This is a genomic window from Sphingobacterium siyangense (genome assembly GCF_007830445.1).
GTDB lineage: Bacteria > Bacteroidota > Bacteroidia > Sphingobacteriales > Sphingobacteriaceae > Sphingobacterium > Sphingobacterium siyangense.
The window spans coordinates 45,203-70,271 of record NZ_VLKR01000001.1; the positions used below are offsets into that span (position 1 = coordinate 45,203).

The 25,069-nt window shown below is 39.2% G+C and carries 24 protein-coding genes and 1 tRNA gene; 13 read left to right on the forward strand and 12 right to left on the reverse strand.

Going from position 1 to position 25,069, the window contains the following annotated elements; genetic code table 11:
• The first annotated feature begins 27 nt into the window (after window positions 1-27).
• Window positions 28-543 (forward strand): MFS transporter, encoded by a 516-nt coding sequence (locus IQ31_RS27795; RefSeq protein WP_280176841.1) that lies wholly within the window; start codon window positions 28-30, stop codon window positions 541-543.
• 72 nt (window positions 544-615) lie between these two features.
• On the opposite strand, the gene IQ31_RS00195 is transcribed toward IQ31_RS27795, so the two are convergent.
• The 4 genes from IQ31_RS00195 to IQ31_RS00210 all read right to left on the reverse strand — a co-directional run bounded on the left by IQ31_RS00195 (window position 616) and on the right by IQ31_RS00210 (window position 4,581).
• A complete protein-coding gene (locus IQ31_RS00195; RefSeq protein WP_145326757.1) occupies window positions 616-2,619 on the reverse strand; it encodes a M13 family metallopeptidase in 2,004 nt (667 codons plus the stop codon).
• A 111-nt stretch (window positions 2,620-2,730) separates the two neighbouring features.
• Window positions 2,731-2,934 carry a hypothetical protein gene (locus IQ31_RS00200; RefSeq protein WP_088161603.1) on the reverse strand — a complete coding sequence of 68 codons (204 nt, stop codon included), beginning with the start codon at window positions 2,932-2,934 and terminating at the stop codon, window positions 2,731-2,733.
• A 61-nt stretch (window positions 2,935-2,995) separates the two neighbouring features.
• Window positions 2,996-3,937 (reverse strand): homoserine O-acetyltransferase MetA, encoded by a 942-nt coding sequence (metA, locus tag IQ31_RS00205; RefSeq protein WP_088161604.1) that lies wholly within the window; start codon window positions 3,935-3,937, stop codon window positions 2,996-2,998.
• A 113-nt stretch (window positions 3,938-4,050) separates the two neighbouring features.
• A complete protein-coding gene (locus IQ31_RS00210; protein ID WP_145326758.1) occupies window positions 4,051-4,581 on the reverse strand; it encodes a TlpA family protein disulfide reductase in 531 nt (176 codons plus the stop codon).
• Between the two features lie 231 nt (window positions 4,582-4,812).
• Between IQ31_RS00210 and acnA the strand changes: the two genes are divergently transcribed.
• From acnA to IQ31_RS00225, 3 genes are all read left to right on the forward strand, one after another.
• Window positions 4,813-7,581 carry an aconitate hydratase AcnA gene (acnA, locus tag IQ31_RS00215; protein WP_232475531.1) on the forward strand — a complete coding sequence of 923 codons (2,769 nt, stop codon included), beginning with the start codon at window positions 4,813-4,815 and terminating at the stop codon, window positions 7,579-7,581.
• Between the two features lie 278 nt (window positions 7,582-7,859).
• Entirely contained in the window at window positions 7,860-8,444 is a 585-nt protein-coding gene (locus IQ31_RS00220) for a pentapeptide repeat-containing protein (protein ID WP_088161607.1), read from the forward strand.
• Window positions 8,445-8,582: 138 nt separating this feature from the next.
• On the forward strand, window positions 8,583-9,968 hold the full coding sequence (locus IQ31_RS00225) for a WG repeat-containing protein (RefSeq protein WP_088161608.1): 1,386 nt from the start codon (window positions 8,583-8,585) through the stop codon (window positions 9,966-9,968).
• Window positions 9,969-10,051: 83 nt separating this feature from the next.
• On the opposite strand, the gene IQ31_RS00230 is transcribed toward IQ31_RS00225, so the two are convergent.
• Window positions 10,052-10,921, reverse strand: coding sequence for a DUF808 domain-containing protein (locus IQ31_RS00230; protein ID WP_145326759.1), 870 nt, complete (start codon window positions 10,919-10,921; stop codon window positions 10,052-10,054).
• Window positions 10,922-11,054: 133 nt separating this feature from the next.
• Between IQ31_RS00230 and IQ31_RS00235 the strand changes: the two genes are divergently transcribed.
• The 4 genes from IQ31_RS00235 (at window position 11,055) to IQ31_RS00250 (ending at window position 14,416) form a co-directional block, all read left to right on the forward strand.
• Window positions 11,055-11,612: a DUF4256 domain-containing protein gene (locus IQ31_RS00235; RefSeq protein ID WP_145326760.1), complete on the forward strand. Its 558-nt coding sequence runs from the start codon at window positions 11,055-11,057 to the stop codon at window positions 11,610-11,612.
• 35 nt (window positions 11,613-11,647) lie between these two features.
• Window positions 11,648-12,505 carry a DUF6265 family protein gene (locus IQ31_RS00240; RefSeq protein WP_145326761.1) on the forward strand — a complete coding sequence of 286 codons (858 nt, stop codon included), beginning with the start codon at window positions 11,648-11,650 and terminating at the stop codon, window positions 12,503-12,505.
• Window positions 12,506-12,566: 61 nt separating this feature from the next.
• On the forward strand, window positions 12,567-13,025 hold the full coding sequence (locus tag IQ31_RS00245) for a GyrI-like domain-containing protein (RefSeq protein ID WP_145326762.1): 459 nt from the start codon (window positions 12,567-12,569) through the stop codon (window positions 13,023-13,025).
• 95 nt (window positions 13,026-13,120) lie between these two features.
• Entirely contained in the window at window positions 13,121-14,416 is a 1,296-nt protein-coding gene (locus tag IQ31_RS00250) for a chloride channel protein (RefSeq protein ID WP_145326763.1), read from the forward strand.
• A gap of 81 nt (window positions 14,417-14,497) precedes the next feature.
• Here IQ31_RS00250 and IQ31_RS00255 read toward each other — a convergent pair whose 3' ends face one another.
• From IQ31_RS00255 to IQ31_RS27240, 3 genes are all read right to left on the reverse strand, one after another.
• Window positions 14,498-15,919 carry an RtcB family protein gene (locus IQ31_RS00255; protein ID WP_145326764.1) on the reverse strand — a complete coding sequence of 474 codons (1,422 nt, stop codon included), beginning with the start codon at window positions 15,917-15,919 and terminating at the stop codon, window positions 14,498-14,500.
• A 103-nt stretch (window positions 15,920-16,022) separates the two neighbouring features.
• The gene (locus IQ31_RS00260; protein WP_145326765.1) at window positions 16,023-17,117 is read right to left on the reverse strand and encodes a slipin family protein; all 1,095 of its coding nucleotides are present in this window, start codon (window positions 17,115-17,117) and stop codon (window positions 16,023-16,025) included.
• Window positions 17,118-17,519: 402 nt separating this feature from the next.
• A tRNA-OTHER gene (locus tag IQ31_RS27240) sits at window positions 17,520-17,581 on the reverse strand.
• Between the two features lie 546 nt (window positions 17,582-18,127).
• Here IQ31_RS27240 and IQ31_RS00265 point away from each other — a divergent pair.
• Window positions 18,128-18,715 carry a hypothetical protein gene (locus IQ31_RS00265; RefSeq protein WP_244294267.1) on the forward strand — a complete coding sequence of 196 codons (588 nt, stop codon included), beginning with the start codon at window positions 18,128-18,130 and terminating at the stop codon, window positions 18,713-18,715.
• An 81-nt stretch (window positions 18,716-18,796) separates the two neighbouring features.
• On the opposite strand, the gene IQ31_RS00270 is transcribed toward IQ31_RS00265, so the two are convergent.
• The 3 genes from IQ31_RS00270 to IQ31_RS00275 all read right to left on the reverse strand — a co-directional run bounded on the left by IQ31_RS00270 (window position 18,797) and on the right by IQ31_RS00275 (window position 20,979).
• Window positions 18,797-19,732: an amidohydrolase family protein gene (locus IQ31_RS00270; RefSeq protein ID WP_244294269.1), complete on the reverse strand. Its 936-nt coding sequence runs from the start codon at window positions 19,730-19,732 to the stop codon at window positions 18,797-18,799.
• Window positions 19,733-20,050 carry an amidohydrolase family protein gene (locus IQ31_RS27800; protein ID WP_244294272.1) on the reverse strand — a complete coding sequence of 106 codons (318 nt, stop codon included), beginning with the start codon at window positions 20,048-20,050 and terminating at the stop codon, window positions 19,733-19,735.
• Window positions 20,051-20,127: 77 nt separating this feature from the next.
• Entirely contained in the window at window positions 20,128-20,979 is an 852-nt protein-coding gene (locus IQ31_RS00275) for an AraC family transcriptional regulator (RefSeq protein ID WP_088161616.1), read from the reverse strand.
• Window positions 20,980-21,363: 384 nt separating this feature from the next.
• On the opposite strand from IQ31_RS00275, the gene IQ31_RS00280 reads away from it, so the two are divergent.
• From IQ31_RS00280 to IQ31_RS00290, 3 genes are read left to right on the forward strand one after another with little or no spacing between them, the layout of a single operon-like run.
• A complete protein-coding gene (locus IQ31_RS00280; RefSeq protein ID WP_088161617.1) occupies window positions 21,364-21,978 on the forward strand; it encodes a hypothetical protein in 615 nt (204 codons plus the stop codon).
• A 14-nt stretch (window positions 21,979-21,992) separates the two neighbouring features.
• Entirely contained in the window at window positions 21,993-22,346 is a 354-nt protein-coding gene (locus tag IQ31_RS00285; RefSeq protein ID WP_145326766.1) for a hypothetical protein, read from the forward strand.
• Entirely contained in the window at window positions 22,331-23,527 is a 1,197-nt protein-coding gene (locus IQ31_RS00290) for an oxygenase MpaB family protein (RefSeq protein ID WP_244294274.1), read from the forward strand. Before IQ31_RS00285 ends, IQ31_RS00290 begins: the two co-directional genes overlap by 16 nt.
• Here the strand turns inward: IQ31_RS00290 and recR are convergent.
• Window positions 23,524-24,138, reverse strand: coding sequence for a recombination mediator RecR (gene recR, locus IQ31_RS00295; protein WP_088161620.1), 615 nt, complete (start codon window positions 24,136-24,138; stop codon window positions 23,524-23,526). The two genes, IQ31_RS00290 and recR, sit on opposite strands and share 4 nt — an antisense overlap.
• Before the next feature lie 115 nt (window positions 24,139-24,253).
• Between recR and IQ31_RS00300 the strand changes: the two genes are divergently transcribed.
• Window positions 24,254-24,958 (forward strand): LOG family protein, encoded by a 705-nt coding sequence (locus tag IQ31_RS00300; protein WP_167512255.1) that lies wholly within the window; start codon window positions 24,254-24,256, stop codon window positions 24,956-24,958.
• The last annotated feature ends 111 nt before the right edge of the window (window positions 24,959-25,069 follow it).

Genomic DNA, 25,069 nt, shown 5'->3' on the forward strand with positions numbered 1-25,069 from the left:
TTTGTCTTATTCAATATCTTTTGTTGTATTTTCTCTTTTTGTTTCTTTCAGTTGATTACGACTTTACCGCTTTTCTACCGTGAGGTTCATCATTTGAACGACCATCAAATCGGATTTCTACTCGGTTGGAGTGGTTTCGTTATTGTATTGCTGGAGATGTTTATTGTCCATATAGCTGAAAAAAGATTCTCGTTAATTAGCACGCTCGTCTTTGGAACATTTTTATGCGCCAGCTCTTATGCCATGCTAAATTTTACAGGCGGGCTCGGTTGGTTATATTTCACATTCTTTATTTTTGGTTTAGGTGAGATGCTGACATTACCTTTCATGGCAACGGTTTCTGTTAACCGCTCGACACCCAAAACACAAGGAGCATACATGGGCTTCAATTCCCTTGCTTTTTCAGCAGCAAATATATTTTCACCACTTTTAGGAACAAGCATAGTCGACTCCTTTGGTTTTACAACACTATGGTGGGCGACGGCATTGACCTTATCTGCAACAGCAATCGGGTTCTATTTGGTTCTAAAATGGATGAAATAGTATAAACTAAATAAAAAAAAGCGGGTGTATTTAATTTTAAATACACCCGCTTTTTGTAAAATGATTGATAAACTACCAAATTTTGATACGTTTATCGACCGGAACAAACATTTTGTCACCGTTCTTTGTATCCCAAGCTTTATGGAAAGCATCTAGGTTAATGATCGGCGCAAAAGCACGGTACTGTGCCGGAGAATGCGGATCAGTTTTCACTTGATTGACCACAAACTCGTCTGTTGTCTTCGTTCTCCATATTGTAGCCCAGGAAAGGAAAAAGCGCTGGTCCTGCGTAAAACCATCTATTAATCCAGGATTTCCCTTATCTTTCAGATAAAGTTGCAATGCATCAAAAGCAACTGATGAACCTCCCAAATCCCCAATATTCTCCCCTAATGTAAAGCGACCGTTCACAAAAACGCCTGGTACAGGTTCATAGGATTCAAATTGACGTACCAAAGCATCAGCCGCTGCTTCAAATTTCGCCTTATCACTGTCGCTCCACCAGTTGTTCAGGTTTCCGTTTCCATCGTATTTCGCACCCTGGTCGTCAAATCCATGTGAAAGTTCATGACCAATTACCGCACCGATACCACCAAAATTAACTGCAGCATCAGCCTTATAATCATAGAATGGTGGCTGAAGAATCGCTGCCGGAAAGACAATCTCGTTAAACAATGGGCTATAATAAGCGTTTACAGTTTGTGGAGTCATCCCCCATTCTGACTTATCTACTGGCTTATCTTGCTTCGCCAAATTTTGGTAAAATGCCCATTTACTCGAAGCCAATACATTTTCATACAACGATGTACCAACATCAAGTTTGCTATAATCTTTCCATTTATCCGGATAACCAATTTTAACTTTAAACTTAGCCAGTTTGTCTAATGCCTTTACTTTCGTTTCATCCGACATCCAAGTTAATCCCTTGATATGCTGCCCGAAAGCTTTAACAAGATAGCTTACAAGTTCTTCAGCTTCAGCTTTGGCCTTCGGAGGAAAGTTTTCTTTCACATATAATTTCCCCAATAGCTCCCCTGCGATCGAATTGACAAATTCCACACCACGCTTATCTAAAGCACGCTGCTCCTTTTGTCCTTTTAACTTACGACCCCAGAAGTCAAAATACAGATCATTAAGCTCCTGTGTAGTATATGACGCTGCATTATTTAAAATATGAAATGTCAATAGCTCTTTGATTACCGGTAAATTTTCAGGATTGAAAACTCGATCCAAATTTTCATAATACTTTATTTCCGGCACAATCACAGTATCGGCCTTAAAACCGACATCCTTTAGGTACTTTGCAATATCCACGTTTTTCACCATTTTTTTTAGATCAGCTACAGCGATCGGATTATATCGACCATTAGCATCACGTGATTGCTCAACAGTTTTAAGGTTTGCGGCCATCTGCTTTTCAAAGGCAACAATTTTTTGACCTTTTAAATCCTTCGTAACTTGGCCAGATTTAGCATAAAGTGCAGAAATATAATTTGAATAGTCAGTTAAGGTTTCTTCGTTCTTCTTGTCTTTTACTTGATAATATGAACGTCCTAAACCTAGACTTCCGCCACCAAGGTATACCGTATTAACATCGGAATTTTTAAGATGCGCATATACATAGCCACTAAAAAAAGGATTTCCACCAATGGGTGCTACCTCAACAAGATATTTATATAAATCATCGAAATTCTTAATGGCTGCAATTTTAGTAAGATAAGGTTTAACAGGCGCTAAACCAAGCTTATTGCGCGTTTTCATATCCACAAATGATTTATACAAATCACCTATCTTCTGATTGTCTGTACCCTTTTGGAACTGTCCAGATAATGATTCTTGCAAAACCTTCAAAGTAGCAATATCAGTATTTTCACGTAATTCGTCAAAAGAACCCCAACGTGCTTTATCGGAAGGTATTTTGACTGTTTTCATCCATTGCCCGTTCACAAAGTTATAAAAGTCATCTTGAGGACGAACACTCTTATCCATGTAACTCACATTGATTGCATTGTTTTGCGCATGGCCTGTCAATGAGCCACAGGCTAACAAGGCTGCAAAAAGTAGATTTTTCTTCATATAAAAATTTAGTTTGTTTATCGCTATACACAAACTTAAGAAAAGTTCTTCTATTGTTGATGCAACAAATATGGTTCTAATGACAACCAAAATTAAGAAGCATAGTTGGGTCTATGCTTTATTGCGGGTTGATTTACGTAGTACAAGGATAAAAATCAGTAAGAACAAGGCAATACCTGCGATCCAGATCCACGGATTAGCATACCATAAAGTACCATTCGCTTCTTTCAGTTTTTGATTTTCTTCTAGCGTAACCTGTGCTTTCAATAAAAAAAATGAAAGAACAGAACCAACTAGTAAAGCAGTCTTTTTCATATTTAATCACTTAACATGAATAGAATGCTTTTTTAGCCGTTTTTGTTTGAAATGAATTAAATTATCCTTGTTTGATTTCGCCTAAGTAAACCACATCTTTTAGATCAAAAGGAGTTTCTTGATACACGAAGTAATTCAACCAGTTATTGAAAAGCAGGTTCGCATGGCTTGTCCAGCGCACTAGAGGACGGTTTTCGGGATTGTCATCGACATAATAATTTGCTGGCATAGCAATCTCCTGCCCCTTTTCTAAGTCTCTTTTATACTCTTCATCCAATGTAAAAGGAGCATATTCTGAATGTCCCGTCAAATAAAATTCTCGTCCACCTCGTGAAGAAACAATAGCAATACCTGCTTCCGGCGATTCCGAAAGAATTTCCAAACCCTCTTTCGCCAGTAGATCATCCTTCTCAATGGTTGTATGGCGGCTGTGCGGTATAAAGAACTCATCATCAAATCCACGGAATAGCGGATGTCTTTTGTTTAACGTAGTATGCTTAAATACACCAAAAAGCTTTTCCGCTAGTGGCTTCTTCTCTACACCATAGAAATGATACAATGCAGCTTGAGACGCCCAACAGATATACAAACTTGATGTTACATGGGTTCGTGCCCAATCGAAGATGGTCTGAATTTCTGCCCAGTAGGTCACTTCCTCGAATGCAACCATTTCAACTGGAGCCCCCGTAATAATCATCCCGTCGTAGAAATTCTCCTTAACCTCAGTCAAGCTCTTATAAAACATCTCCAAATGCTCTTCGGGAGTGTTCTTTGAAACATGCGTTTCAAGTCGCAAAAATTCCATTTCCACCTGCAAAGGATTATTTGACAGCAAACGAATAAAATCTGTCTCTGTCGTGATTTTAAGCGGCATCAAGTTCAGTACTAAAACGCGAAGCGGTCTAATGTCCTGCTCATTTGCTCTTAAATCACTCATGACAAATATATTCTCCTTTTTCAACAGCTCAATGGCAGGAAGGTTATTAGGAAGTTTGACCGGCATAGATAATTTCTCCTTATACAATTAGCATGCAAAATTAGCAAGAAAATGCCATAAATGCTAAATGAAACATAAATTATCTTCCATTATATTGTTATAATCTCCAACACCAAAATCTATTCCTTACTTAAATCCAATAGGGATTTTCTGAATTTCTGCGACCCAAAATTCATTCCACCTACATGCTTAATGACCAGCTTACCAGCCTTGTCCAAAATAATTGTTGTGGGTATGCTTGTGGTACTCAATTCATTCGGCAACGCCGAATTTAACTGATACACAGGTAGACTATATTTTCTTTTCGCCATAAATTTCCTCGAAGCACTAAGATTTCCATCAATATCGACAGACAAAATAATAATCCTATCGTTGCTTTTAAAATCCTGATAGAGTTGATCCAATGAAGGCATCTCAGCAAGACAAGGTGGACACCATGTTGCCCATAAATTAATAACCACAACTTTCCCCTTGAATTGATTTAGGCTCAACACATTGTTTTTACTGTCCCTAAAGCTAAGATCATACCCTTCGGTCCAGCCATTACCCTCCCCTTTGGTAACAGAAAGCGTATTTGCTTTACCCGGAAATGGGCTGCAAAACAACAAACTAATCAAGAAAAGGACACTATAATTTACTCTTATTCTCATACAACACTGTTTCTAAGCATAAACATTAACATAACGTTTGCATCCTAATTTGATTGTCTCTAAATCAGAAAAAACAATCTTTTTTTTATTCTGTTTTTTAATTCATTTTTTAGCGCCGATATAGGCATAAATTCCGTTTTGGAATACAAAAGCGGAAAGATATGTGTAAAAGATATTACAAACAAATTTGGGGATATGTGTATTATATAGTATGAAAATAAGTAAATGAATATGAGCAAAGAGAAATCAATACGAGAAATTGAAATTAACGGAAAAATTTACCAGTATAGTTCTATTAAAGATCTTCCTGAAGGTAATATCACGCACCTACCATTCAGCATCCGGATATTACTGGAAAATGTATTGCGTAACCATGATGGATTCAGTATCACGGACGAGCATGTCAATACCCTGATTCATTGGACTCCGCAACCTGTTGACAAAGATATACCCTTCAAGCCGGCTAGAATTTTAATGCAGGACTTTACCGGAGTACCTGCTGTAGTCGATATGGCTTCCCTACGTGCCGAATTTATCCGTCATGGCAAGGATGGACAAAAAATAAATCCAGCTATACCTGTGGATCTAGTTATTGATCATTCCGTTCAAGTCGATTACTTTGGCACAGACTACTCGTATGACAGGAATGTCGAGTTGGAATATGAACGCAACCGCGAGCGTTATGAACTCCTTAAATGGGCACAGAAAGGATTGAAAAATTTCACTGTTGTTCCTCCGGGTATGGGTATCTGCCATCAGGTTAATTTGGAATATCTTGCCAAAGGAGTAATTGAACGCGACAATTGGCTTTTTCCGGATACCTTAGTAGGGACGGATTCTCATACACCAATGGTGAATGGTATTGGTGTACTGGGTTGGGGAGTTGGTGGTATTGAGGCTGAAGCTGCCATGCTTGGACAACCCATCTTTTTCACCTGTCCTGAAGTTATCGGCCTTAAACTTATCGGCAAAATACCCGCGACTTGCACCGCGACAGACATGGTCCTTTCGATAACAAAAATACTTCGCGATAAAGGTGTTGTGGGCAAATTTGTTGAAGTATTTGGCGAAGGATTGGACAGCCTTTCGGTGACAGACCGCGCGACAATATCCAACATGTCCCCAGAATTTGGCTGTACGGTTACCTATTTTCCGATTGATGACCGAACCCTTGAATACATGCATAGCACCAATCGAAGCGCAGAGCAGATTAAAATTGTTGAAGATTATTGTAAAAGCAACTTACTCTGGCGCACGGGCAAGGAAGAAATTCAATATTCGTCGGTGGTTGAATTCAATTTATCAAGCCTAGAACCAACTGTATCTGGCCCCAAAAGGCCTCAGGATAAAATTCTAGTGAAGGATTTAAAAACCACATTTTCACAACTCTTAGACAGCGAACACCATCGACAATATGTCCCTGTTTTGCAGCGATCGGAATCTGCCTGGCTTGCTGACGGCGGTTCAGGAACAGAGTTTACCTTTGGTAAGGTACCTGTCGAACATGATTCACCTCATGAAGTTATTCAAGAGTCTATTCATGCCGTTCGCATCAAACACAATCATAAGGAGTATATAGTCAGTGATGGCAGTATTGCGATTGCAGCTATAACAAGCTGTACCAATACCTCGAACCCGACTGTCATGATCGGTGCAGGATTATTGGCCCGTAACGCCATCGAGCGCGGACTTCGCACCAAATCCTGGGTCAAGACCTCTTTAGCACCTGGCTCAAAAGTCGTCACACAATACCTTGAAAGATCAGGACTTAGTGCTGATCTTGATGCCCTGCGTTTTCACACTGTAGGTTACGGTTGTACCTCCTGTATTGGAAACTCCGGTCCTCTTCCACCACAGATAGCAGAAGCGGTAGAAAAAGGTGAACTGATTGTTGCCTCGGTATTATCCGGTAACCGAAATTTTGAGGCCCGTGTGCATCCACAGGTAAAAATGAACTTCTTAATGTCGCCGATGCTTGTTGTTGCCTATGCACTGGTGGGAAGAGTGGATATTAATCTCTTGGAGGAACCATTGGATTACGACCCTAACGGTCAGCCCGTATATCTGAAAGATATTTGGCCAAGCCGCGAGGATATTATCGAAACCGTCAATGCCTGTGTCAAACAATCGGATTTCCAAGAAGTCTATGATGTCATCTTCGACGGGTCGACAGACTGGCAAGAACTTGAAGTGAATCTTGATCAAAATTACCAGTGGGACAATACGTCCACCTACATAAAAGAATCGCCATTTTTTGAAAATTTACAAGCAATTCCTAATCCAATACAGGATATTCAGAATGCACGAGTATTACTTTATCTCGGTGACTCGGTGACAACAGATCATATCTCACCCGCTGGTTCATTCAAAGAAGAAACTGCAGCTGGACAATACCTCAGATCACATCAGGTAAGTAAAGAAGATTTCAATTCTTATGGATCTAGACGTGGGAATCACGAAGTCATGATGCGCGGAACATTTGCCAATGTGCGTATTAAAAACAAAATTACCGATCGTGAAGGTGGATTTAGCCGTTACTTCCCCACCAATGAGGTGAAGACGGTATATGAAACCGCAATGGAATATCGCAAAAACAACACAGCGCTCATCGTACTGGCAGGAAAAGAGTATGGTTCGGGTTCCTCCAGAGATTGGGCGGCAAAGGGAACATTCCTCCTTGGCGTACGCGCGGTTATTGCTGAAAGTTTCGAGCGTATTCACCGAAGTAATCTTGTCGGTATGGGCGTCGCACCTCTTGTTTTTATCAATGACGAAAACGCAGAGAAATTAGGACTAGATGGAACAGAAGTCTATAGCATCTCGGGACTTGAGAACGATTTAACACCCCATAAACTTCTCTCGGTAAAGGCGGTACATGACAATGGAACAGTAACCACATTTCAAGTGAAAGCAAGATTCGATTCAGCCATTGAAATAGAGTACTTTAAGAATGACGGTATTCTACAATATGTGCTGCGTCAGTATTTAAAGAACAACTAACATTGTCCAAATTAGCGCATCGAAATATCTAAAAAAGTAAAGGGCACTGATCAGTGCCCTTTAACAAACTATATAAAAACCTACCAGAGTTCTACAATACATCAGTCTTACCCCCAGCACCCCAAGAATTATGTTTTATGGCTATGCCAAAAATAGCTATAAAAAATCCTCCTTTTTATCCCTGAAATCAGGTATTTTGTTCGCAAGCGGAAATAGCGCCTTTGACTATATTTTAAAGTAAAATCATTCGGCAGAATTGCTTATTTTCGCTAAAATCAATGCTAACACGATACAGAATGGAAGAACTTGTCGAACAAACAATCACTAAACAAACATTTACAGCTGAACTGAAGCAAGTTCAGGAATTCTACAAATGCACCTTTGAGCAATGTGATTTCCAGAACGCAGAACTCGTAGATCTACTATTCACAAATTGTGAATTTAAATCATGTAATCTTTCTAATGTCAGTCTAAAGGGCACACAATTAGATCATGTTGTTTTTAATGACTGCAAAATGCTCGGCATACACTTTAATGAATGTAGTTCATTTTCCTTTCATGCCAATTTCAGCAACTCAGTTCTGGATTACTCCTCTTTTTTTGAAAGAAATATAAAGAAGTTCCAGTTTGAACAATGCTCTTTGCAACATGTGGATTTTGAACGGGCCAATCTTCAACAGGTGCTGTTTAAAAAAACGAATTTGCTAAATGCCCGCTTTGTACAATGCAATCTCGAGGGCTGCGATTTTCGGTCTTCGATCAATATCCAGCTAGATCCAGAGGTCAATCGTATGAAAAAAAGTAAATTTGGCCCGGAACAACTGCCTGGCCTACTACTTAAATATCAGCTGGTTATTGATTAAATATGGGGAAGACCGTTCAACTAACTCCCCAAATCAATGTATTCATTTGAAACATTTTGATTTATCGTTAAATAACGGATTTCAGGGATAAAACTCCCCACTTTGAATCAGGATATTTGTCATTCAAAGTTTAAGAAGATGAAAAAAATATCCCTATCATTCGCAGCTATCTTAGCGGCCAGCACAATGTCGTTTGCACAGATCAATAAAGCATTCAAGATCAACTATGCTATTACGTATGCTGTCGATCCCAGTGAAGAAGCACAAGCAGCTCCAGTTTCTGTGTACGAAGCGTATGTTAACAATGATAAAATAAAAGTCATATCGGCTTCCGGAGACGGCGAAGAGTCAATCTTTCTCATTAAAAAAAATGAAGAGCAATCAATTATATTGTACCCAGGACTGGCAAAATACGTCGTTAAAGAAAATGCGCTCAGCCCACATGCGATCAAATTCGTCCCTAACCAGACGAAAATGATTGCCGGTTATCCCTGCAAACTAGCTCAGGTCGAAATTCCTATTTCAGAAGATAACGACGAAAACAGCACCTTATCGATCTGGTATAGCGATAAATTGCCAGCCACCTATTGGGAGGGATTTGATCTGTTTAAAAAAATCCCCGGGGCGGTGCTGCAGTTAACAACACCTCTTGGAATGGATATGATTGCCCAGAACATCGCCGATAGCCAACTGGACGATAAAGATTTTATCGTTCCTGAGGATTATGAGCAAGTAGCATCCATTTATGACGACGAGGAAGATTCGGAAGAAAGCAACCAGATTGCTGAAAACCTGTATTTATTTGAAGATGCTGCAACTAATCTCCTAGGGGTACAAGACGGTGAAGAAAAAACAATTGTACCAGCACAATATCTATACATCGCACCATTTGTTGGCGATATTAGTATAGTTCAATATAAAAATGAAAAATATGGTGCCATTAATCTGGCCGGTAAACCAATCATTCCCTTCCAATACGATTATTTAGGATACGATGATCACCTTGGACAACTGGTTTTTGGACTAAACGAAAAATATGGGGTCATGGATAAATCTGGCAAAATTTTAATTTCCGCAAATTATGATATGATATCGTTCATTAACGGTGGTTATGCCGTATTTCAGCAGAAAAATAAATATGGTATATTGAATCAGGCGGGCAAAATAATTGTCCCGGCGACCTATAGCTATATTTCTGAAAATAATTCAACGCATTTCATCAGTATTGAAAACGACACGTATAATCTTACCGAAATAAAAACCAATAAAATCGTTGCTCCCGACTACGATTTGATTTCAGTTACAGAAGAACCTAATCTTTTCCTTGCTAGTAAAGATGGAAAATATGGTTATTTAGATGGCCAGGGAAAAGTGGCCATACCGTTTATATACAGCGGGGCCACCTCTTTCAGTGATGGTGTAGCTTCTGTCTCATTAGCGGATTCGGACGATGTAATTTTGATTAATACAAAAGGTGAACGTGTAGAAATAGATGCCGCGGCAGAGGCAACAGATACAATTTAAGAACCAGAAACCAAAAAAGGCAGCAGATATATCTGCTGCCTTTTTTGGTATACGGTTGCCGATCATCAAAGATCAATAGGAGTTTATTTTTTCCTTTTAAACAGCTTTTTGCCAATCGTAAATAAAATCACCACGATAATACCTCCTCCTAGGCCAAACAACAGCTCTTTTATCATTCCTGGCAGGGCTGGTAGCGCATGGTGTAAGAAATCAATATAATGCGCAAATATTCCGCCTGAAACCAGAATTAAAGCAAATGTACCTACAACAGCCAATAATTTGATAACGAAGGGTAGCGCACGGACTAAAAACCGACCTAGGCTCGCAACAGGACCTTTTTCACGGGAGGTTTTAATTAATTTATAACCTGCATCGTCCATACGAACGATAAGTGCTACAATACCATAGACTCCGACTGTGGCCAGAAAAGCAACAACCGAAACCGTAATAATTTGTAAGGACAAGCTTTTTCCCAGAACCGTTCCCAAAGCAATAATGACGATTTCCACAGAAAGAATAAAGTCTGTAGTAATAGCCGATTTTACCTTCGCTTTTTCAGCGGCAACTGAGTTTTCAGCAACGACAATCTCCACTTTTGTTTCCTCCGTAGGATGTTTGCGATGGAACAGGTATTCAATAATCTTCTCAACACCCTCAAAAGCAAGATAGAAACCTCCCAAGATTAAAATATATTTGATGGCAATTGGAAAAAAGACATTCAGTAATAATGCTATTGGTACAATTATCAACTTATTGAGCAGTGAGCCCTTTGTAATTGCCCATAAAACCGGGAGCTCGCGTGAAGCTAAAAAGCCAGTCGCTTTCTCGGCATTAACCGCTAAATCGTCACCTAAGATTCCAGCAGTTTTTTTTGTTGCGATTTTACTCGCTACTGCCACATCATCCATCAACGCTGCAATATCATCTAGAATTGCAAATATTCCTGAAGCCATATTTATATAAAAATTGAACGTAAAAATATAAATTTAATTCAATTTTGAAATAAGGAATTTAATCCATTTGCAATATCAAGCTACATTACTTTTGAATTAAATACGTAATTTTAATACCACAAGGACAACCATTATGAAAAATTTGCTTACACAAGAGGAACAGTCAATGCTACTTGAAACGCTAAAAGAAAGGTTTCAGAAATTCCCCAAACGACACCCACAGGTCAGCTGGGACGAAGTAGTGCATAAATTGCTTGAAAGCCCCCAAAAATTATGGAGTTTGTTCCAAATGGAAAAGAGCGGTGGCGAGCCCGACCTTGTTATTATTGATCCAAACAAAAAGCAGTATGCTTTTGTGGATTGTACAGAAGAAAGTCCCAAAGGAAGAAGAAGTCTCTGTTTTGACCAAAAAGCCTTAGATGACAGGAAGGAAAACAAGCCTATTGGAAGCGCTGTCGAAGAAGCTAAAAAAATGGGGACCGAGCTGCTTTCTGAACAACAATATCGCCAACTCCAAATGTTAGGTGAATTTGATTTAAAAACTTCCAGCTGGATACAAACTCCAGCGGGTATTCGTAAGCTTGGTGGCGCCTTATTTGGTGACAGACGTTACAACCAAGTTTTCACCTATCATAATGGCGCGATCTCCTATTATGCGGCACGGGGCTTTCGTGCCATACTTTTTCTTTAAATAAAAGCACTTAAGCATCATAATATAAAACCTATATGAAAACAATTTTAATCGCCACCCTACTCTTTTGCTTGGGAGCTGCTCAACCCCTTTTTTCACAAGTATCTTTTCCTTCTTTCTTGGAAGGGACGTGGAAGGTGGACAATAAAGAGGAATACGAACAATGGGATCGTATAAACGAACATGAATTAAAAGGCCTTTCCTATGCGTTGAAAAATGGCCAAAAGATAGTTAGTGAATACCTAAAATTGACCAAAATAAAGGATAAAATCATATATACAGCACTAGTCATCGGACAAAACAATGGGAAAGAAGTCAATTTTGAGCTAAATTATCGGGATAGTACCTATTCTTTTGTCAATGAGGCCCATGATTTCCCTAATTACATTCGATATACACGCGTCGCTACAAACCGACTTCATATTGTAGTGGAAGGAAAATCGGGAAAAGTCAGATCTTTTTATGCGACGAAAATCGTACCCACACCGACCGTAGCGAACCCAAATTACGATCAGGAACTCGCAAAAAAATTAGGGGCCGATGATTATGGAATGAAATCCTACATCTTTGTCCTCCTGAAAACTGGCGAGAATAAAACAACAGACAAACAATTTATTAATGAATGTTTCAAAGGTCACATGGAAAATATCAATCTTCTCGTAAAAAATGGGCAACTGATTGTTGCTGGCCCGTTTGGGAAAAATGACAATAACTTCCGGGGGCTTTTTATCTTAAATAACATGGCTTCTATTGATGCGGCAAAGCATATTTTAGAAAACGATCCAGCGATAAAGAATGGTCTCTTAGAAGCTTCATTTTACCCTTGGTATGGTTCAGCTGCTTTGGCAGAATACCTGTCCCAAGTAGATAAAATCTGGAAAAAACAACATTAGCTGTTTGTTCGTGACATACAGCTGTCATTTGCCGATCTAACTTTGGGGAAAACTAAAAGACATGAAAAATCAAACAATCCCTTCATTCAGTATAATTGGCCTCGCCATCCGTACGAGCAACCAAGATGGACAGGCAGCTAAGGACATTCCAGAACTTTGGGCCCGCTTTTTTAAAGAAGATGTATTAAGCCGTATTCCCAACAAGATATCCAGCGAACTTTACTGTATCTATACCGAATATGAAAAGGATCATACCCTACCTTATACGACTTTCTTGGGCTGTAAAGTGAGTAATCTTGAAGAAGTACCCGAAGACTTGGATGGTATTCATATCGCTGAAAATCATTACCAACACTTTACTGCAGAAGGAAGTTTAGAAGATGGCATCGTTTATGAAACTTGGCAAAAGATATGGAGTTCGGATTTACCAAGAACGTATGCCGCAGACTTCGAAATATATGGCGAAAAAGCTCAAAATCCACAAGACGCAAAAGTGGATATTTTCATCGGTATCCAGTAAGCCCTCTATCGTAACAAAAAGTATGTCTTAAGGTATTTATCATTTATTTTAAACTAAATAACACTTACCTTTGTGCCGATTTAAAGAAAAACATTATGCAAGGCAATACGACATACAGAAAAAAAGTTGTTCGATATAGCTATTTAAAATTAATTGGAAGTTCAGCTCTCGTTAGTATCATTTGTTGCTTACTGGCATACAGTCTCAAGCACAGCACAGGTTATGTACAGGAAGAATTGTTTGAAAGAGTATTTTCCTGGAATCCTAAACTGTTTATTATTCTACCCAGCATCGGTATTACAGCTATTTATTTTTTACGGAAATACGCTTTTCAAAACAGAAAAAACAAAGGGATCAAAGAAATCTATACAACATTGGAAACAAGAAAAGACCATTTGCCTTTTTTTAAGATTCCTTCCCATTATATCAATGGTTTTCTAACTGTAATTTTTGGTGGTTCAACCGGTGTTGAAGTCTCCACAGTTGTTGCCACAGCTACAGTAGGCAACCAAGCGTATAGGAGATTGCATCCGGCTTGGGCCTACAAAACCGAGTTGATCTGCGCAGGCGTAATTGCTGGAGTCACACTGTTGTTTGGAAGCGCATTGGGTGGTTTTCTTTTCGCTTTTGAGGTAATTGCACGGAGATATAATAAGACTTTACTCATTAGTGGACTAACTTCAATGGCTGTGGCGTCCGTATTTGTTTATTACCTTGATGCAAGTCCTTTATTTACATTTGAGGTAAAAGCATGGCGATGGCAGGCGATCCCTTTTGTAGCCATTTTAGGACTGATTGGCGGGATCTTAGCGTTATATTTCACTAAAATTGTTATTTATGCAAAGTCCTATTTTGCAGGCATAAAAAGTAATTTTATCCGTGTCAATTTGGGCGCAATCACCGTTGGGACATTTATCTTTTTCTTGCCGGCATTGTATGGCGACAGCTATCATGGTCTTGGAGAAATTCTAAAAAGCAGTCTGCATGATTCTGTTAATTTACTGTACTTTCTTCCGCTGATCCTGCTTGTTCTCTTAAAACCTTTTGTAGCCTCTTTGACCTTAGGTGCAGGTGGTGATGGCGGCGTTTTTGCCCCAAGTATTGTTACAGGTGCATTGTTAGGCGTTTTGTTTGCACAGCTTTGTAATCATTACCTAGGCACACAATTGGTGGTTATAAATTTTGCTCTTTTTGGTGCTGCGGCAATGCTTTCGGCAGCAATACATGCCCCCTTTACAGCAATCTTTATTATCGCAAGTCTTGTTCCGGGGGGCTACTTGCTTCTGGCACCGCTACTTATTAGCAGTTTTATTGCGAAAGCGCTGGCAAAAAAACTATATCCTTATAATGTATACACCTATAAGGAAGTAGCGACAGCCAAACCATTTTAATCTCACTGATTGATCAACAAAACATGATCAAATCACAATAAAAAAGCGCCTCAAATACGTTTGAGGCGCTTTTTTCATGATTTAATCTTCCCTGCTCCCATCATCTGCCATACGGACTATCTTAGGCGAAAACTTTGCCACGACATCAACAAGATCTTTTTGTGAAGCCATTACGGTATGGATGTCTTTATAGGCCATCGGCGCTTCATCCATCCCTGCCCCAAGCAACATAATACCTTTATCTTTAAGCATCGAATGGAGATCATGGGAAGATAGCGTTTTAATCGCTTGCGTACGGCTCATTAGTCGACCTGCCCCATGAGATGCCGATTGTATCGCATTCGACTCCCCTTTTCCACGAACCAAAAATCCTGGTGTAGCCATGGAGCCTGGAATAATCCCCATAACCCCTTTTGCAGCTGGCGTAGCACCTTTTCGATGGACAATAACCTCTTGACCATTCCACGTTTCCTTCCATGCAAAATTGTGGTGATTTTCGACCTTCGCCAACAATTCGGCCCCTAAAGCCAACGTAATCTTTTCATGGATCACTTCATGGCAAGCTGATGCATAATCTCCGGCGAGATTCATCGCTAGCCAATATTCTTGCCCTTCATGAGTATCTAAGTCTAAATAGGCTAGATTTTCAGCTTGGTAAGGCAACTTACACAAGGATTTGGCTAATTTTGTATAATGTGCAGCAATGGTGGCGCCCATTCCTCTTGAACCTGAATGGGTCAGTAAGCCTAAATAGGCTCCGCTATCAATGTTCAAAACCTCATCTCTTTCTTCAAATTCGACTATACCGAACTCCACAAAATGATTCCCCCCACCTGAAGATCCCAATTGCGTCCAGGCTTTATCCTTCAATGCGGAAAGGAAGCTGTTCTCAGTGAACAATTCGTTATCCAATACAGCATGATCTACACGTTCATGTCTCAAATATCCATTGCCAGCACCAAACTTACTATTACGCAGAATAATGTCTTTCAAGGTCATTAAATTCTCTTCCAAAAATGAGGCTGGCAAATCAAAGATAGACAAAGCCATACGACAGCCAATATCGACACCGACCCCATAAGGAATCACCGCATTATTAGTCGCCAGTACTCCACCAATTGGCAACCCATATCCTTGATGCGCATCCGGCATCAGCGCTCCGGCAACTGAAACAGGCAATTTCATAGCGATATTCATCTGTACTTTTGCCCCTGTTTCGATTTCAGACGCGCCATAAATCGTATATTCCGCCGGAGTCTCGTTCAATGCAATTAACGACTTATCAACAGCCTCTTGTCCAAGTATGGCATGAGCCAAAATTCCGAAAACAGCATCTTCTGAATACCCGGTCGGATCTTCCAGGACAGACTTGAATTTTTCGAGCATTTCTACCCGCGTAAAACCGTGTCTTTTACTATTGATCTTTAATGCCACGCCCAAGGAATGATTCTCTTTATATCCTAATGCAATTAAATCATTGCCATTTATTCTTTTATTTTCCATTTTTTTACGTTCTTTTTTGATGGAGCAGCCATACAACTTCTCCAAAGCAGGTAACAACATCTCTTTACGTTGCTACCTGCACCTCTTTCAACTTATTAATCTTTTATTTCACAAACAATTGCTTGAGTTGGTCAACAATCTGTCCATTTCCGGAAACCGAAATCGTATTGATCTTTTCAGCAATCTTTTCCACATATTCCATTTCCTTCAATTTAAACAACATACTGTTTTCTTCCATCAGCTTCGCGGTATTCAACAAACTCCGTGTTGAAGCAGTCTCTTCACGACGCATGATGCTATTTGCCTGCGCCCTCTTCTCTGCAATCAACACCTGGTTCATGATGTCCCGCACATCTCCTGGTAAAATAACATCTTTAATGCCACAGGTCAACAGTGTTATACCCAAGCCCGCGACTTGTGGCAATGTATTTTCTAAGACATAGCCTTGTATTTCGGTCTTTCGCTCCATCAACTCGTCCAAAGTCATCTGGCCAATATAGGACCGTAAGGTCAACTGCATCAACGAATACAATTGCTTTTCATATTCTTTATTATCCAATAGCGCTTTGACAATATCCACAATCTGATATTGCAGCGTGAAATTGATTCTGATCTGTGCCTTATCTTTGGACAAGATCTCCTGTCCCGCCACCTCCAACGTCAAGACTCTCATATCAGCTTTTGAAATCGCTATGGTTTTTGCATTCTTCCACCAACAATACGTTCCCGACTTCAAAATATCTACAAACACACCGTCCACAAAAAGCAATGCTTTCTCATTTGGTTCAATTTTATATTGACGTACATAATAGCCTAAGCTCTGCTTCTCCAGCAATTGACGATTAACAGATGTAGGGATCTCAATCTCCGTAATGTCTTCTAATTGAAATCTGCGTTCGCGCAATTCCTTCCAAAAAAGATGTCTGCCAGACGCTAACGTCTTTTCAAAATTACCATTCAAAAAAACAAGACAGATCTCCGTATCACCCACTTCAACGATATCGACCAATTCGCGAAAACCTGTCAACTGCAACAGTACATCGACATTGCGACCGGAAGGAAATGGATGAGTAGTCGTGTACTTCTCCAGTTTTTCACCAAATCCCAACCAGTAGTTACCGGATTTCAAAACACGGATCACCGCATTGTTTTTAACAACCAATCCGATTTCGTCTGTAGTTAGTTGTACTCTTTTCATTGTATATTCTTTTAAATTTTCCTCATTTCTATTATAAAACCTGCTATTTTTTATCCCTTGACCTCAAGCGGGATTCGAAAGTCCAGATACCCTTTTTAAAATCAAAAGTCGATGAACAAATACCCCATCTTATTGTCATGACATTTTATTATAAATGCAGATACCTCACTTAGGAATCTCAGGCCATCAATCAATTGCTCAATCGCATGAAAACAGCGTATAAGCAGGATAAAAGATAGCAAGCTTCTACCAAACGACCTTTTTGAAGAAAGTCTTAACTTTGAATGTCCGAATGGACAGTTCGATGCAATACCCTTATGCTATTCCATCCGAAAATGGAAGTGGGATTCGAACCCACACGATTGTGTTGTTATTCTAACCAGACTGAACTATCCTGATTGCTCAGGAGTAGGAATCGAACCTACGACCCACAACTAACTGCTTTGCTCTACCCTTGAGCTACCTTTTTTACAGGAGAGGATTCGAACCTCTAACACGAGCACTTTCCTTTCGACTTCTCGTTTTATCAGTATATTGAAGCTCATAGAGAACAATACTAACCTGCTATACTGAAACAGGTGACCAGGATGCCATCTGAAGAAGAAAGGCTCTTTTATACTTCATAATAAAGTATATATCTTAAAGCTTTTCGCTATAATTTCCATCAAAGAACGTTTGTCATTGTTGACATTACAAATATCGTTGGTTTACTACGCAGGGAATTTGCGTAACAATAAAAAGAAATAAGAAAAACCTATGAAAAACTATATAGTACTGATATACAGATGATAAAAATAAATAATTGCTGTAAAAAAAGATTTAGAAGTCCTGAACTACGCAAATTCATTGCGTCTTAAATCGACATGGTAGACTTAGGCCCTCTGCATTGTTTCAAAAAGAATGGAAAATTAGATTTTTTGATGAATATTCTGTTGAATATAGTGGTAATCCGTGATCATGTTATCCAATTTATATCCTAATTTTATTCCAATATTAAGACGATATCAAAAATGAAAAGTTTATATGCAACAATAGGGCTGTTTTGCATGTTAGCAAGCTGTACAAATTCAGCGCAAGACCATAAAAGCGCTACTGCAAATCATCCTGCAAAGCAAATACCAATCAAAGACAGCACAAGGACAGCGGAGCAAGACACGGCAGTGGGTCAGAATCAGCAAGCAGAAGCTTGGTTGAAAGGAATTTTTCAATGTACAGGTTCCGCATCTGGGAAATATTGTTACTATCTGGATAAAGAGGGCGCATTATGTACCAAGCGATTCCAAGCCTTTTTAAAAGATGCGAATGAAATTTACGGGCCCTCCAACCTCACAGATGAAGAACTACCCAAAGCTGAGGCAGCTTACAAGGCCAAATGGGGAAAAATCTACCCCTTATATACAGCGGAAACCTGGTTATTTGGAAGAGGTAATGACGACGCATTGGATATCAAGGATGTCAAAATCGACAGAGTAACTGAAAGCAAATTTATCGTATTTATTGATTACGGTAATGACATCCGAACAAAAAATGAAGTTCAATTGGTCAATGAGCAAGGTTCTTATAAAATAGATTATTGCAAGACGACTTTCCTACACTAAACGTTACCCCCAGCATTGAAAATGCCAATTTTCTAGACGATAAATTGGCATTTTCAATTTATGATTATTTGCTACTTTCAATTAAGCTTGGGAACTATTGTTCCATTTGACCACATTTCCCTGATGGATAAGCCCATAGACAGTTGAGATGCGAGAAACTGCTTCTGCAGAACAACTCGCATCGACAAAAAGGAGGCTAGCATCATCTCCAACTTTCGGCCATACGGAATTCCCTTGATCATCAAGCGGAATTTTGCCATTGGTCGCATAACGAAGGCAACGGGATAACTCGAATTCAGTTTCATAACCATATAATTCCGCAGCCAGATTGGCTTTTTGAAGCATATTACCGCTACCGAAAGTACCCCAATGGTCCTGAACATTGTCGTTTCCTGCAAAAACTTCCACTCCCGCTTTTTTCAATTCCCGAAATGGCATCAACATATTGCGAAAAGGAACCGAACTGCAGATACCAACTTTCGCTTCTGCCAATCGTTCGGCCGTATGTGCTAAGTCCTTTTTCGGCATGTAACCTAAGGCGAAAGCATGACTGATAAATGTACGTCCCTGCAATACCGGATTTTCCAATGCTTTATCAATCAAATAATGTATGGTCTTAACACCTGATTCCCCTCCCTCATGCAAGTGGATATCGATTCCCTTGTTATTATCCAATGCAAGTTGAACGGTCAAGTCCATCGGTTTCTCAATACTGCCGTCAATACTAAAGGGATCCAAACCACCAATAAAATCCACCTGCCCCCATTTAGCTACCTCCTCCATTAGTTTCGCCGATTCTGTATAGAATAGACCGTGCTGGGGGAATGCGACCAGTTCTGCAGCAAATGAATATTTTAAATGTTCCAGCGCCTGTAACAAATGCTCCAATGACTTTGTTCCCGATGTTGGGTCTACATTAAAATGCGTACGTGCAAAATTTGTTCCGTAGCCCTGTAAAAGCGCGATTAACTTTTCGGCCCGTTCGACAGAGGTTTTCAACAACTCGGGGATAATCACCTATTCCTTGGCAATCATATCTTTTACAGTTCTATTTTTTGGAAATACCGCCTTCCAGGGCAGGCCGTATAATGTTTTATCCAAATGAATATGCATGTCACGGAATGGTGGCAATGCCAATTTACCTTTCACATCAAAAGCTTTTCCATTCGCTACCGATTGCGCTCGCTCAATATCTTTTATTTTATTTGCCTCAATTTGAATATCAAATAATGCCGTTTTCGTAGCAACAATTTCGTCCTTCTCATAAAGAAAGCCTGTTTCTAGCAATACATTCTTCAACAAATATGTCTCTTGATTCTGATTGATTTCATTCATGCCTATATCATTTTTCACCAAAGCTAAGTGATTTGAGCCAATGATCTTTGTACGAATTATCACAGCTTATGTAGATATTATGGCTGTGCTTTAAACTGACTTGGCGTCATATTCGTATGGCTTTTAAAAAACTTGCTGAAGCTTGCATTGTCGTAAAACCCTAAATCAAAAACAATCGCTTTGATCGTTTTATCCGAAATTCTAAGCAATCGCTTTGCTTCCAGTAACACACGTTCCTGAATCAAAAATGAAGCTGATTTCTGTAAAACCCGATTACTTAACACATTCAGATAATTTGCCGAAATATTTAGCTTCTCGGCATAAAAAGCGACTGATTTTTCACTTTTATACCATTCATCGATAAGCTGCACAAATTTTGCCATAATTGGATTAGCCTGATATTGTTCATAATCATCATAATTATCCTGAACGATCTTGCTGATCAGAAGCGTAATTACTTTGACCCGTGCGTAAATCAATTCCCATAGGATCTCGCCATCCTGTAAATCATCTGCAATTGCCTTGAATTCTGTTAATAAGGACTGGAAATTGGCTGTTGAAAGATCAATGACCAAATGCTTAAGGTAATAGGAAATAGGAAATCGCAACGCAGGTAATAAGCTTTCGAACCAACGCCTACTGATCATGAGCTGCAGTGCATAGGTAGGATCGGCCATCTGCCACTGATGCACCTGTCCCGGAAAAACCAGATGTAACTGATTTGCGCCTAGTACAAAACGGTCAAAATCTATTGTATGTGTGCCTACAGACTCCTGAAACAATAAAAGGATAAAAAAATCGTGTTTGTGCGGTTCACTAATTTCTCTAGGGCCAATGAGCTCATGAAAAAGCAAATCGCGGTCAGCGATAATCCCTTCCTGAAATTTCTGCAGGTCTAATATTGGAAAATGGTCGTTGGGTTGATACATAAACAGTATTCCAAAGATAGTATCTAAATATTAAAAACAAAAACTAGTGAGAGCTGGTAACAATGCTACAAATTACGACTAACTTATGACCAACTTCGTCCTGTAAGCACAGTGACTCCACAGTGAGTCCACGTTGAGTCCACCTTTTTTAAGTGTATTTACTATGGATGCATCGTACAGACATACTGCTTACAGTCCGAAGTTGGTTACTCCTAGTCCATTATTTGTTCAAACGAAACTCTTATTGTTTGGACTCCCTGTATAAAAGAAAATTGTTACGATTATAACTATTGTTTAATATAAAAAAATGTTACTTTAACGCGGCTGCTAGGGTGTCAAGCGATATTGAATGCCGACGCCCCAAATCTAATTTAAAATCGAGAAATGCAAATCGAAATCGGTCGTATATTTTATGAAATAGTTCCCTGGAATAAAGATTATATCCAAATTTCGGGTAGTTCATCACCCTATCGTGTACATGCTCCGGCACATTGCGATGTTGCTTTCCTTAAAGAGTACATCAAGTTAAACCCGCCAGAAAGTAAATCGGAAGGTATATCCTATTCCTATCTAGAAAATCCCTACTACCTTTTTGGAAAACCTTATTTGGTCAAAATCTATCCTTCCACAACGCTAGCAACCGTTGAACTGACAGCTACAAGCATATGTGTATATCAAAAGAAGAGCACGAATACATTGAAATTACTGCACAAATGGAGTCAGGAATTACTCTATCATGAAATAATCAAGCAGATTGCTTATTGGGAAGAACAGTTGGATATATATGATGTAGCTACAGTAACCATCCATAAATTATCCAAAAACGATTTTAGAATCGTTGAAGGTGGATTTCATTTTTCAAATCGACTCATTGATTTCGAAAAAGAACACATCAATCTAATTATTCTAAAGGCTTTCTGTAAATTTGCTCATAAGACGCAAAAAGAAACAGAGGCAATTTTCAGTTTATATATTCCAAACTGGAGAGATCTTTATTAGTACAGCATAATAAGATGACAGAAATTAACATCAGAATCCAACTAAAAAAAGACGATTTAATCATACCATTCAGCAATCAAGATCTTATACCATTCATCGACAAACATCAGCAAGAAATCAATGATTACGTTATCGAGCAATTGGAAGATAAAGATGGCGCACCGCATTTAAGTGACTTTAGCATAAGTGGATTGACTTTTTATACAAATAGTACCGAAGGTTCTTTTAGACTTCATTTTAAAATTGATCGTCAATTTTGTTGTAGTGATCTCTCATCGTGTCAAATGGATTATATAGACTTTAAGTTTAATAAATCAAATGATAGTATCACACTAACTGGAAGTTATACCGTTTGGACAATTCAATAGAAGATATGCGAGTACCCGAACGTTATCAAGTTAATACAAGTTCATTTTCTTTTTATTGGTCAAAGGGTCTTGGTGTCGAATTGCTTCGCAAATTGCCGACGAAACTTTCCATCGCTGCTGCCGATCAATTTACTCCTTTACTCTATCAATTTGACAATAGCTGCGACCAACTTGTCGAGCAGCTACATCTAAAAATTGGTTTCCATCAAGGTCAACAACTGCTTAAAGATGCACTTGCAGGCAAGCCTATTGATGCAGCATACGAACATGTATTGCTGAATTTTTTAAATACATTAGATCTCAGCCCTTCTTGGTTAGATTGGGATAAAATAGAACAAGGCATTGGGCTCAGTCAACGCTCTGGTTTATCAGGACTTATTGTGTTACGGGATTATGTCCTCATGGGAGGCTATGAATCCAGTGCGATCAATAAACCCTTAATCTTTACGGGAGCACTAAAAAAAGGTGCCGTAAAACGGCTCACCGAAACGGTAACCTTTTGGGTTGATATCACAGGCGATGATGCTCTGAAAAAGGGTAATATTGGCATAGAGGCCATTCTACTCACCCGATGTATCCATTCGTATGCGCGATTAAACATCCTAAAGCACGGTCAGTGGCAAACAGAAAAATGGGGCATTCCATTAAATACATGGGATATGCTTGCAACCAATCTCGGATTTTCTCTTGTTTACCTAACGGGACTAAAACGCATAAAATTCAATGTATTGAAAAACGAGATTGAAGGTTTATTCCATGTCTGGAAATTTATCGGAACATTGCTGGGTATTCCAATGCAACTTCTCCCCGACACAGAGGAGCAAGCCATTGAAGCTTTGTATTATTGGACCATGACACAACAATCAGGAGATCAGGATAGTTTGGCTTTAGCAAAAGCGCTTATGGAAGAGCCCATTAAAGCAGCATACCCCACAAACAAATGGGGACGAAAGCTTATGCGCGAAATTCATCTCTACTACAATCATTATCTATTGGGAGACTATTCCTGTTCACTATTGGGTTTAAAGAAGACGGTACTCGGTAAAATTGCTTATGTGAATATCTTAAAAAATAAAAAAGCAAATCGTATGGTCACCGACAGCTTATGGCGACAACAACAAATTGACAAAGGAAGAAAAGTACACGAAGGCGTGAAACAAATCTATCTGAAATACAATTAACCAACGTTGCGCTCGTAAGGCACCCGTGTCGCAATGGAGCGTCCCAAGGTCAGCTCATCGACATATTCCAGCTCGCCACCAAAGGCTATACCGCGGGCAATCGTTGTAATTTTTACATCAAACTCACGCAATTTACGGTATAAATAAAAAATGGTGGTATCCCCTTCCATTGTTGCTGAAAGGGCCAAAATAACTTCTTCTACCTCACCTCTTTGGATTCGATTAATTAACCCTTCGATTTTTAGATCAGCGGGGCCAATACCGTCCATTGGCGAAATTAACCCTCCCAATACATGATATACACCTTGATAGGAATTTGTATTTTCGATGGCCATCACGTCTCGCGTGTCTTCTACAACACAGATCAAACTTTTATCGCGTTTGAATGAGGCGCATATCTCACATATACTGTGGTCAGAAATATTGAAACATTCTTGGCAATATTGAATATCTTCTTTCAAGCGATCGATAGAGGCCGTAAAACGCGCTACATCTGCATCGGATTGCTTCAACAGATGCAAAACTAGTCTTAATGCCGTCTTTTGTCCCACGCCAGGTAATTTTCCAAATTCGGCAACTGCGTTCTCGAGAAGTTTAGAAGAAAAATTCATAATGCAAATGTAAGAATAATCAGAAAAAGTAGCTAGTATTAAAAAAATAGCTATATTGTATTCCTTTTTGAAAAATTAGGTTTTAGAAATTAAATGTATAACGTTATATATGGACATTACAAAAGAAGATAAAATTATCCGCGCATTTGAAAACAAAACATGGCAGGAAATTAAAGTAAAGGACTCATGGCAGATTTTTAAAGTGATGTCAGAGTTTGTGGATGGGTTTGAGAAATTGGCAAAAATTGGCCCCTGTGTTTCAATATTTGGATCAGCACGTACCCCACGCGAACACAAATATTATCAAATGGCGGTAGATATTGCTAGCTTATTGACGGAACGCGGTTATGGTATTATCTCCGGTGGTGGACCGGGTATTATGGAGGCAGCCAATAAGGGCGCCTACGAATCTGGAGGGAAGTCTGTTGGTCTAAACATTGAATTGCCATTCGAGCAATTTCACAACAAATATATTGACCGCGACAAATTGCTTGAATTTAAGTACTTTTTCGTCAGAAAGGTCATGTTTATGAAGTATTCTCAAGGATATATTGTTATGCCTGGAGGTTTCGGAACCATGGACGAACTTTTTGAAGCAATCACACTGATTCAAACCGGTAAAATTGCGCGTTTTCCAATCGTATTGGTCGGCTCTGAATATTGGAAAGGATTAATGGACTGGGTTCAAAATACAATGATTTCAAACAAATATATCAGTGAAGAGGATTTAAAACTATTTCGAATTGTGGATACTGCCGAGGAAGCAGCTGATCATATTTTCCGATTCTACGATAAATACTTGTTGAAACCAAACTTCTAAGAAGCACCACTTCAAAAAAGGAGTATCTGTTGATTCAGATACTCCTTTTTTTTGTCTATTCGAAGCTGCTTTCCTTTGTAAAATGTGCGTTTAGCTGCTTAAAGCCAGCTT

Coding starts and splice junctions, on each gene's coding strand:
- recR (WP_088161620.1), bottom strand. CDS start 24,138: ATGAATTTTTCTTCTAAACTTCTCGAGAACGCAGTTGCCGAATTTGGA.
- IQ31_RS00265 (WP_244294267.1), top strand. CDS start 18,128: ATGAAAAGTTTATATGCAACAATAGGGCTGTTTTGCATGTTAGCAAGC.
- IQ31_RS00275 (WP_088161616.1), bottom strand. CDS start 20,979: ATGTATCAACCCAACGACCATTTTCCAATATTAGACCTGCAGAAATTT.
- IQ31_RS00195 (WP_145326757.1), bottom strand. CDS start 2,619: ATGAAGAAAAATCTACTTTTTGCAGCCTTGTTAGCCTGTGGCTCATTG.
- acnA (WP_232475531.1), top strand. CDS start 4,813: ATGAGCAAAGAGAAATCAATACGAGAAATTGAAATTAACGGAAAAATT.
- IQ31_RS00255 (WP_145326764.1), bottom strand. CDS start 15,919: ATGGAAAATAAAAGAATAAATGGCAATGATTTAATTGCATTAGGATAT.
- IQ31_RS00240 (WP_145326761.1), top strand. CDS start 11,648: ATGAAAACAATTTTAATCGCCACCCTACTCTTTTGCTTGGGAGCTGCT.
- IQ31_RS00280 (WP_088161617.1), top strand. CDS start 21,364: ATGCAAATCGAAATCGGTCGTATATTTTATGAAATAGTTCCCTGGAAT.
- IQ31_RS00230 (WP_145326759.1), bottom strand. CDS start 10,921: ATGGCTTCAGGAATATTTGCAATTCTAGATGATATTGCAGCGTTGATG.
- IQ31_RS00210 (WP_145326758.1), bottom strand. CDS start 4,581: ATGAGAATAAGAGTAAATTATAGTGTCCTTTTCTTGATTAGTTTGTTG.
- IQ31_RS00245 (WP_145326762.1), top strand. CDS start 12,567: ATGAAAAATCAAACAATCCCTTCATTCAGTATAATTGGCCTCGCCATC.
- IQ31_RS00235 (WP_145326760.1), top strand. CDS start 11,055: ATGAAAAATTTGCTTACACAAGAGGAACAGTCAATGCTACTTGAAACG.
- IQ31_RS00220 (WP_088161607.1), top strand. CDS start 7,860: ATGCTAACACGATACAGAATGGAAGAACTTGTCGAACAAACAATCACT.
- IQ31_RS00260 (WP_145326765.1), bottom strand. CDS start 17,117: ATGAAAAGAGTACAACTAACTACAGACGAAATCGGATTGGTTGTTAAA.
- metA (WP_088161604.1), bottom strand. CDS start 3,937: ATGCCGGTCAAACTTCCTAATAACCTTCCTGCCATTGAGCTGTTGAAA.
- IQ31_RS00200 (WP_088161603.1), bottom strand. CDS start 2,934: ATGAAAAAGACTGCTTTACTAGTTGGTTCTGTTCTTTCATTTTTTTTA.
- IQ31_RS00225 (WP_088161608.1), top strand. CDS start 8,583: ATGAAAAAAATATCCCTATCATTCGCAGCTATCTTAGCGGCCAGCACA.
- IQ31_RS00250 (WP_145326763.1), top strand. CDS start 13,121: ATGCAAGGCAATACGACATACAGAAAAAAAGTTGTTCGATATAGCTAT.
- IQ31_RS27800 (WP_244294272.1), bottom strand. CDS start 20,050: ATGAATGAAATCAATCAGAATCAAGAGACATATTTGTTGAAGAATGTA.
- IQ31_RS00285 (WP_145326766.1), top strand. CDS start 21,993: ATGACAGAAATTAACATCAGAATCCAACTAAAAAAAGACGATTTAATC.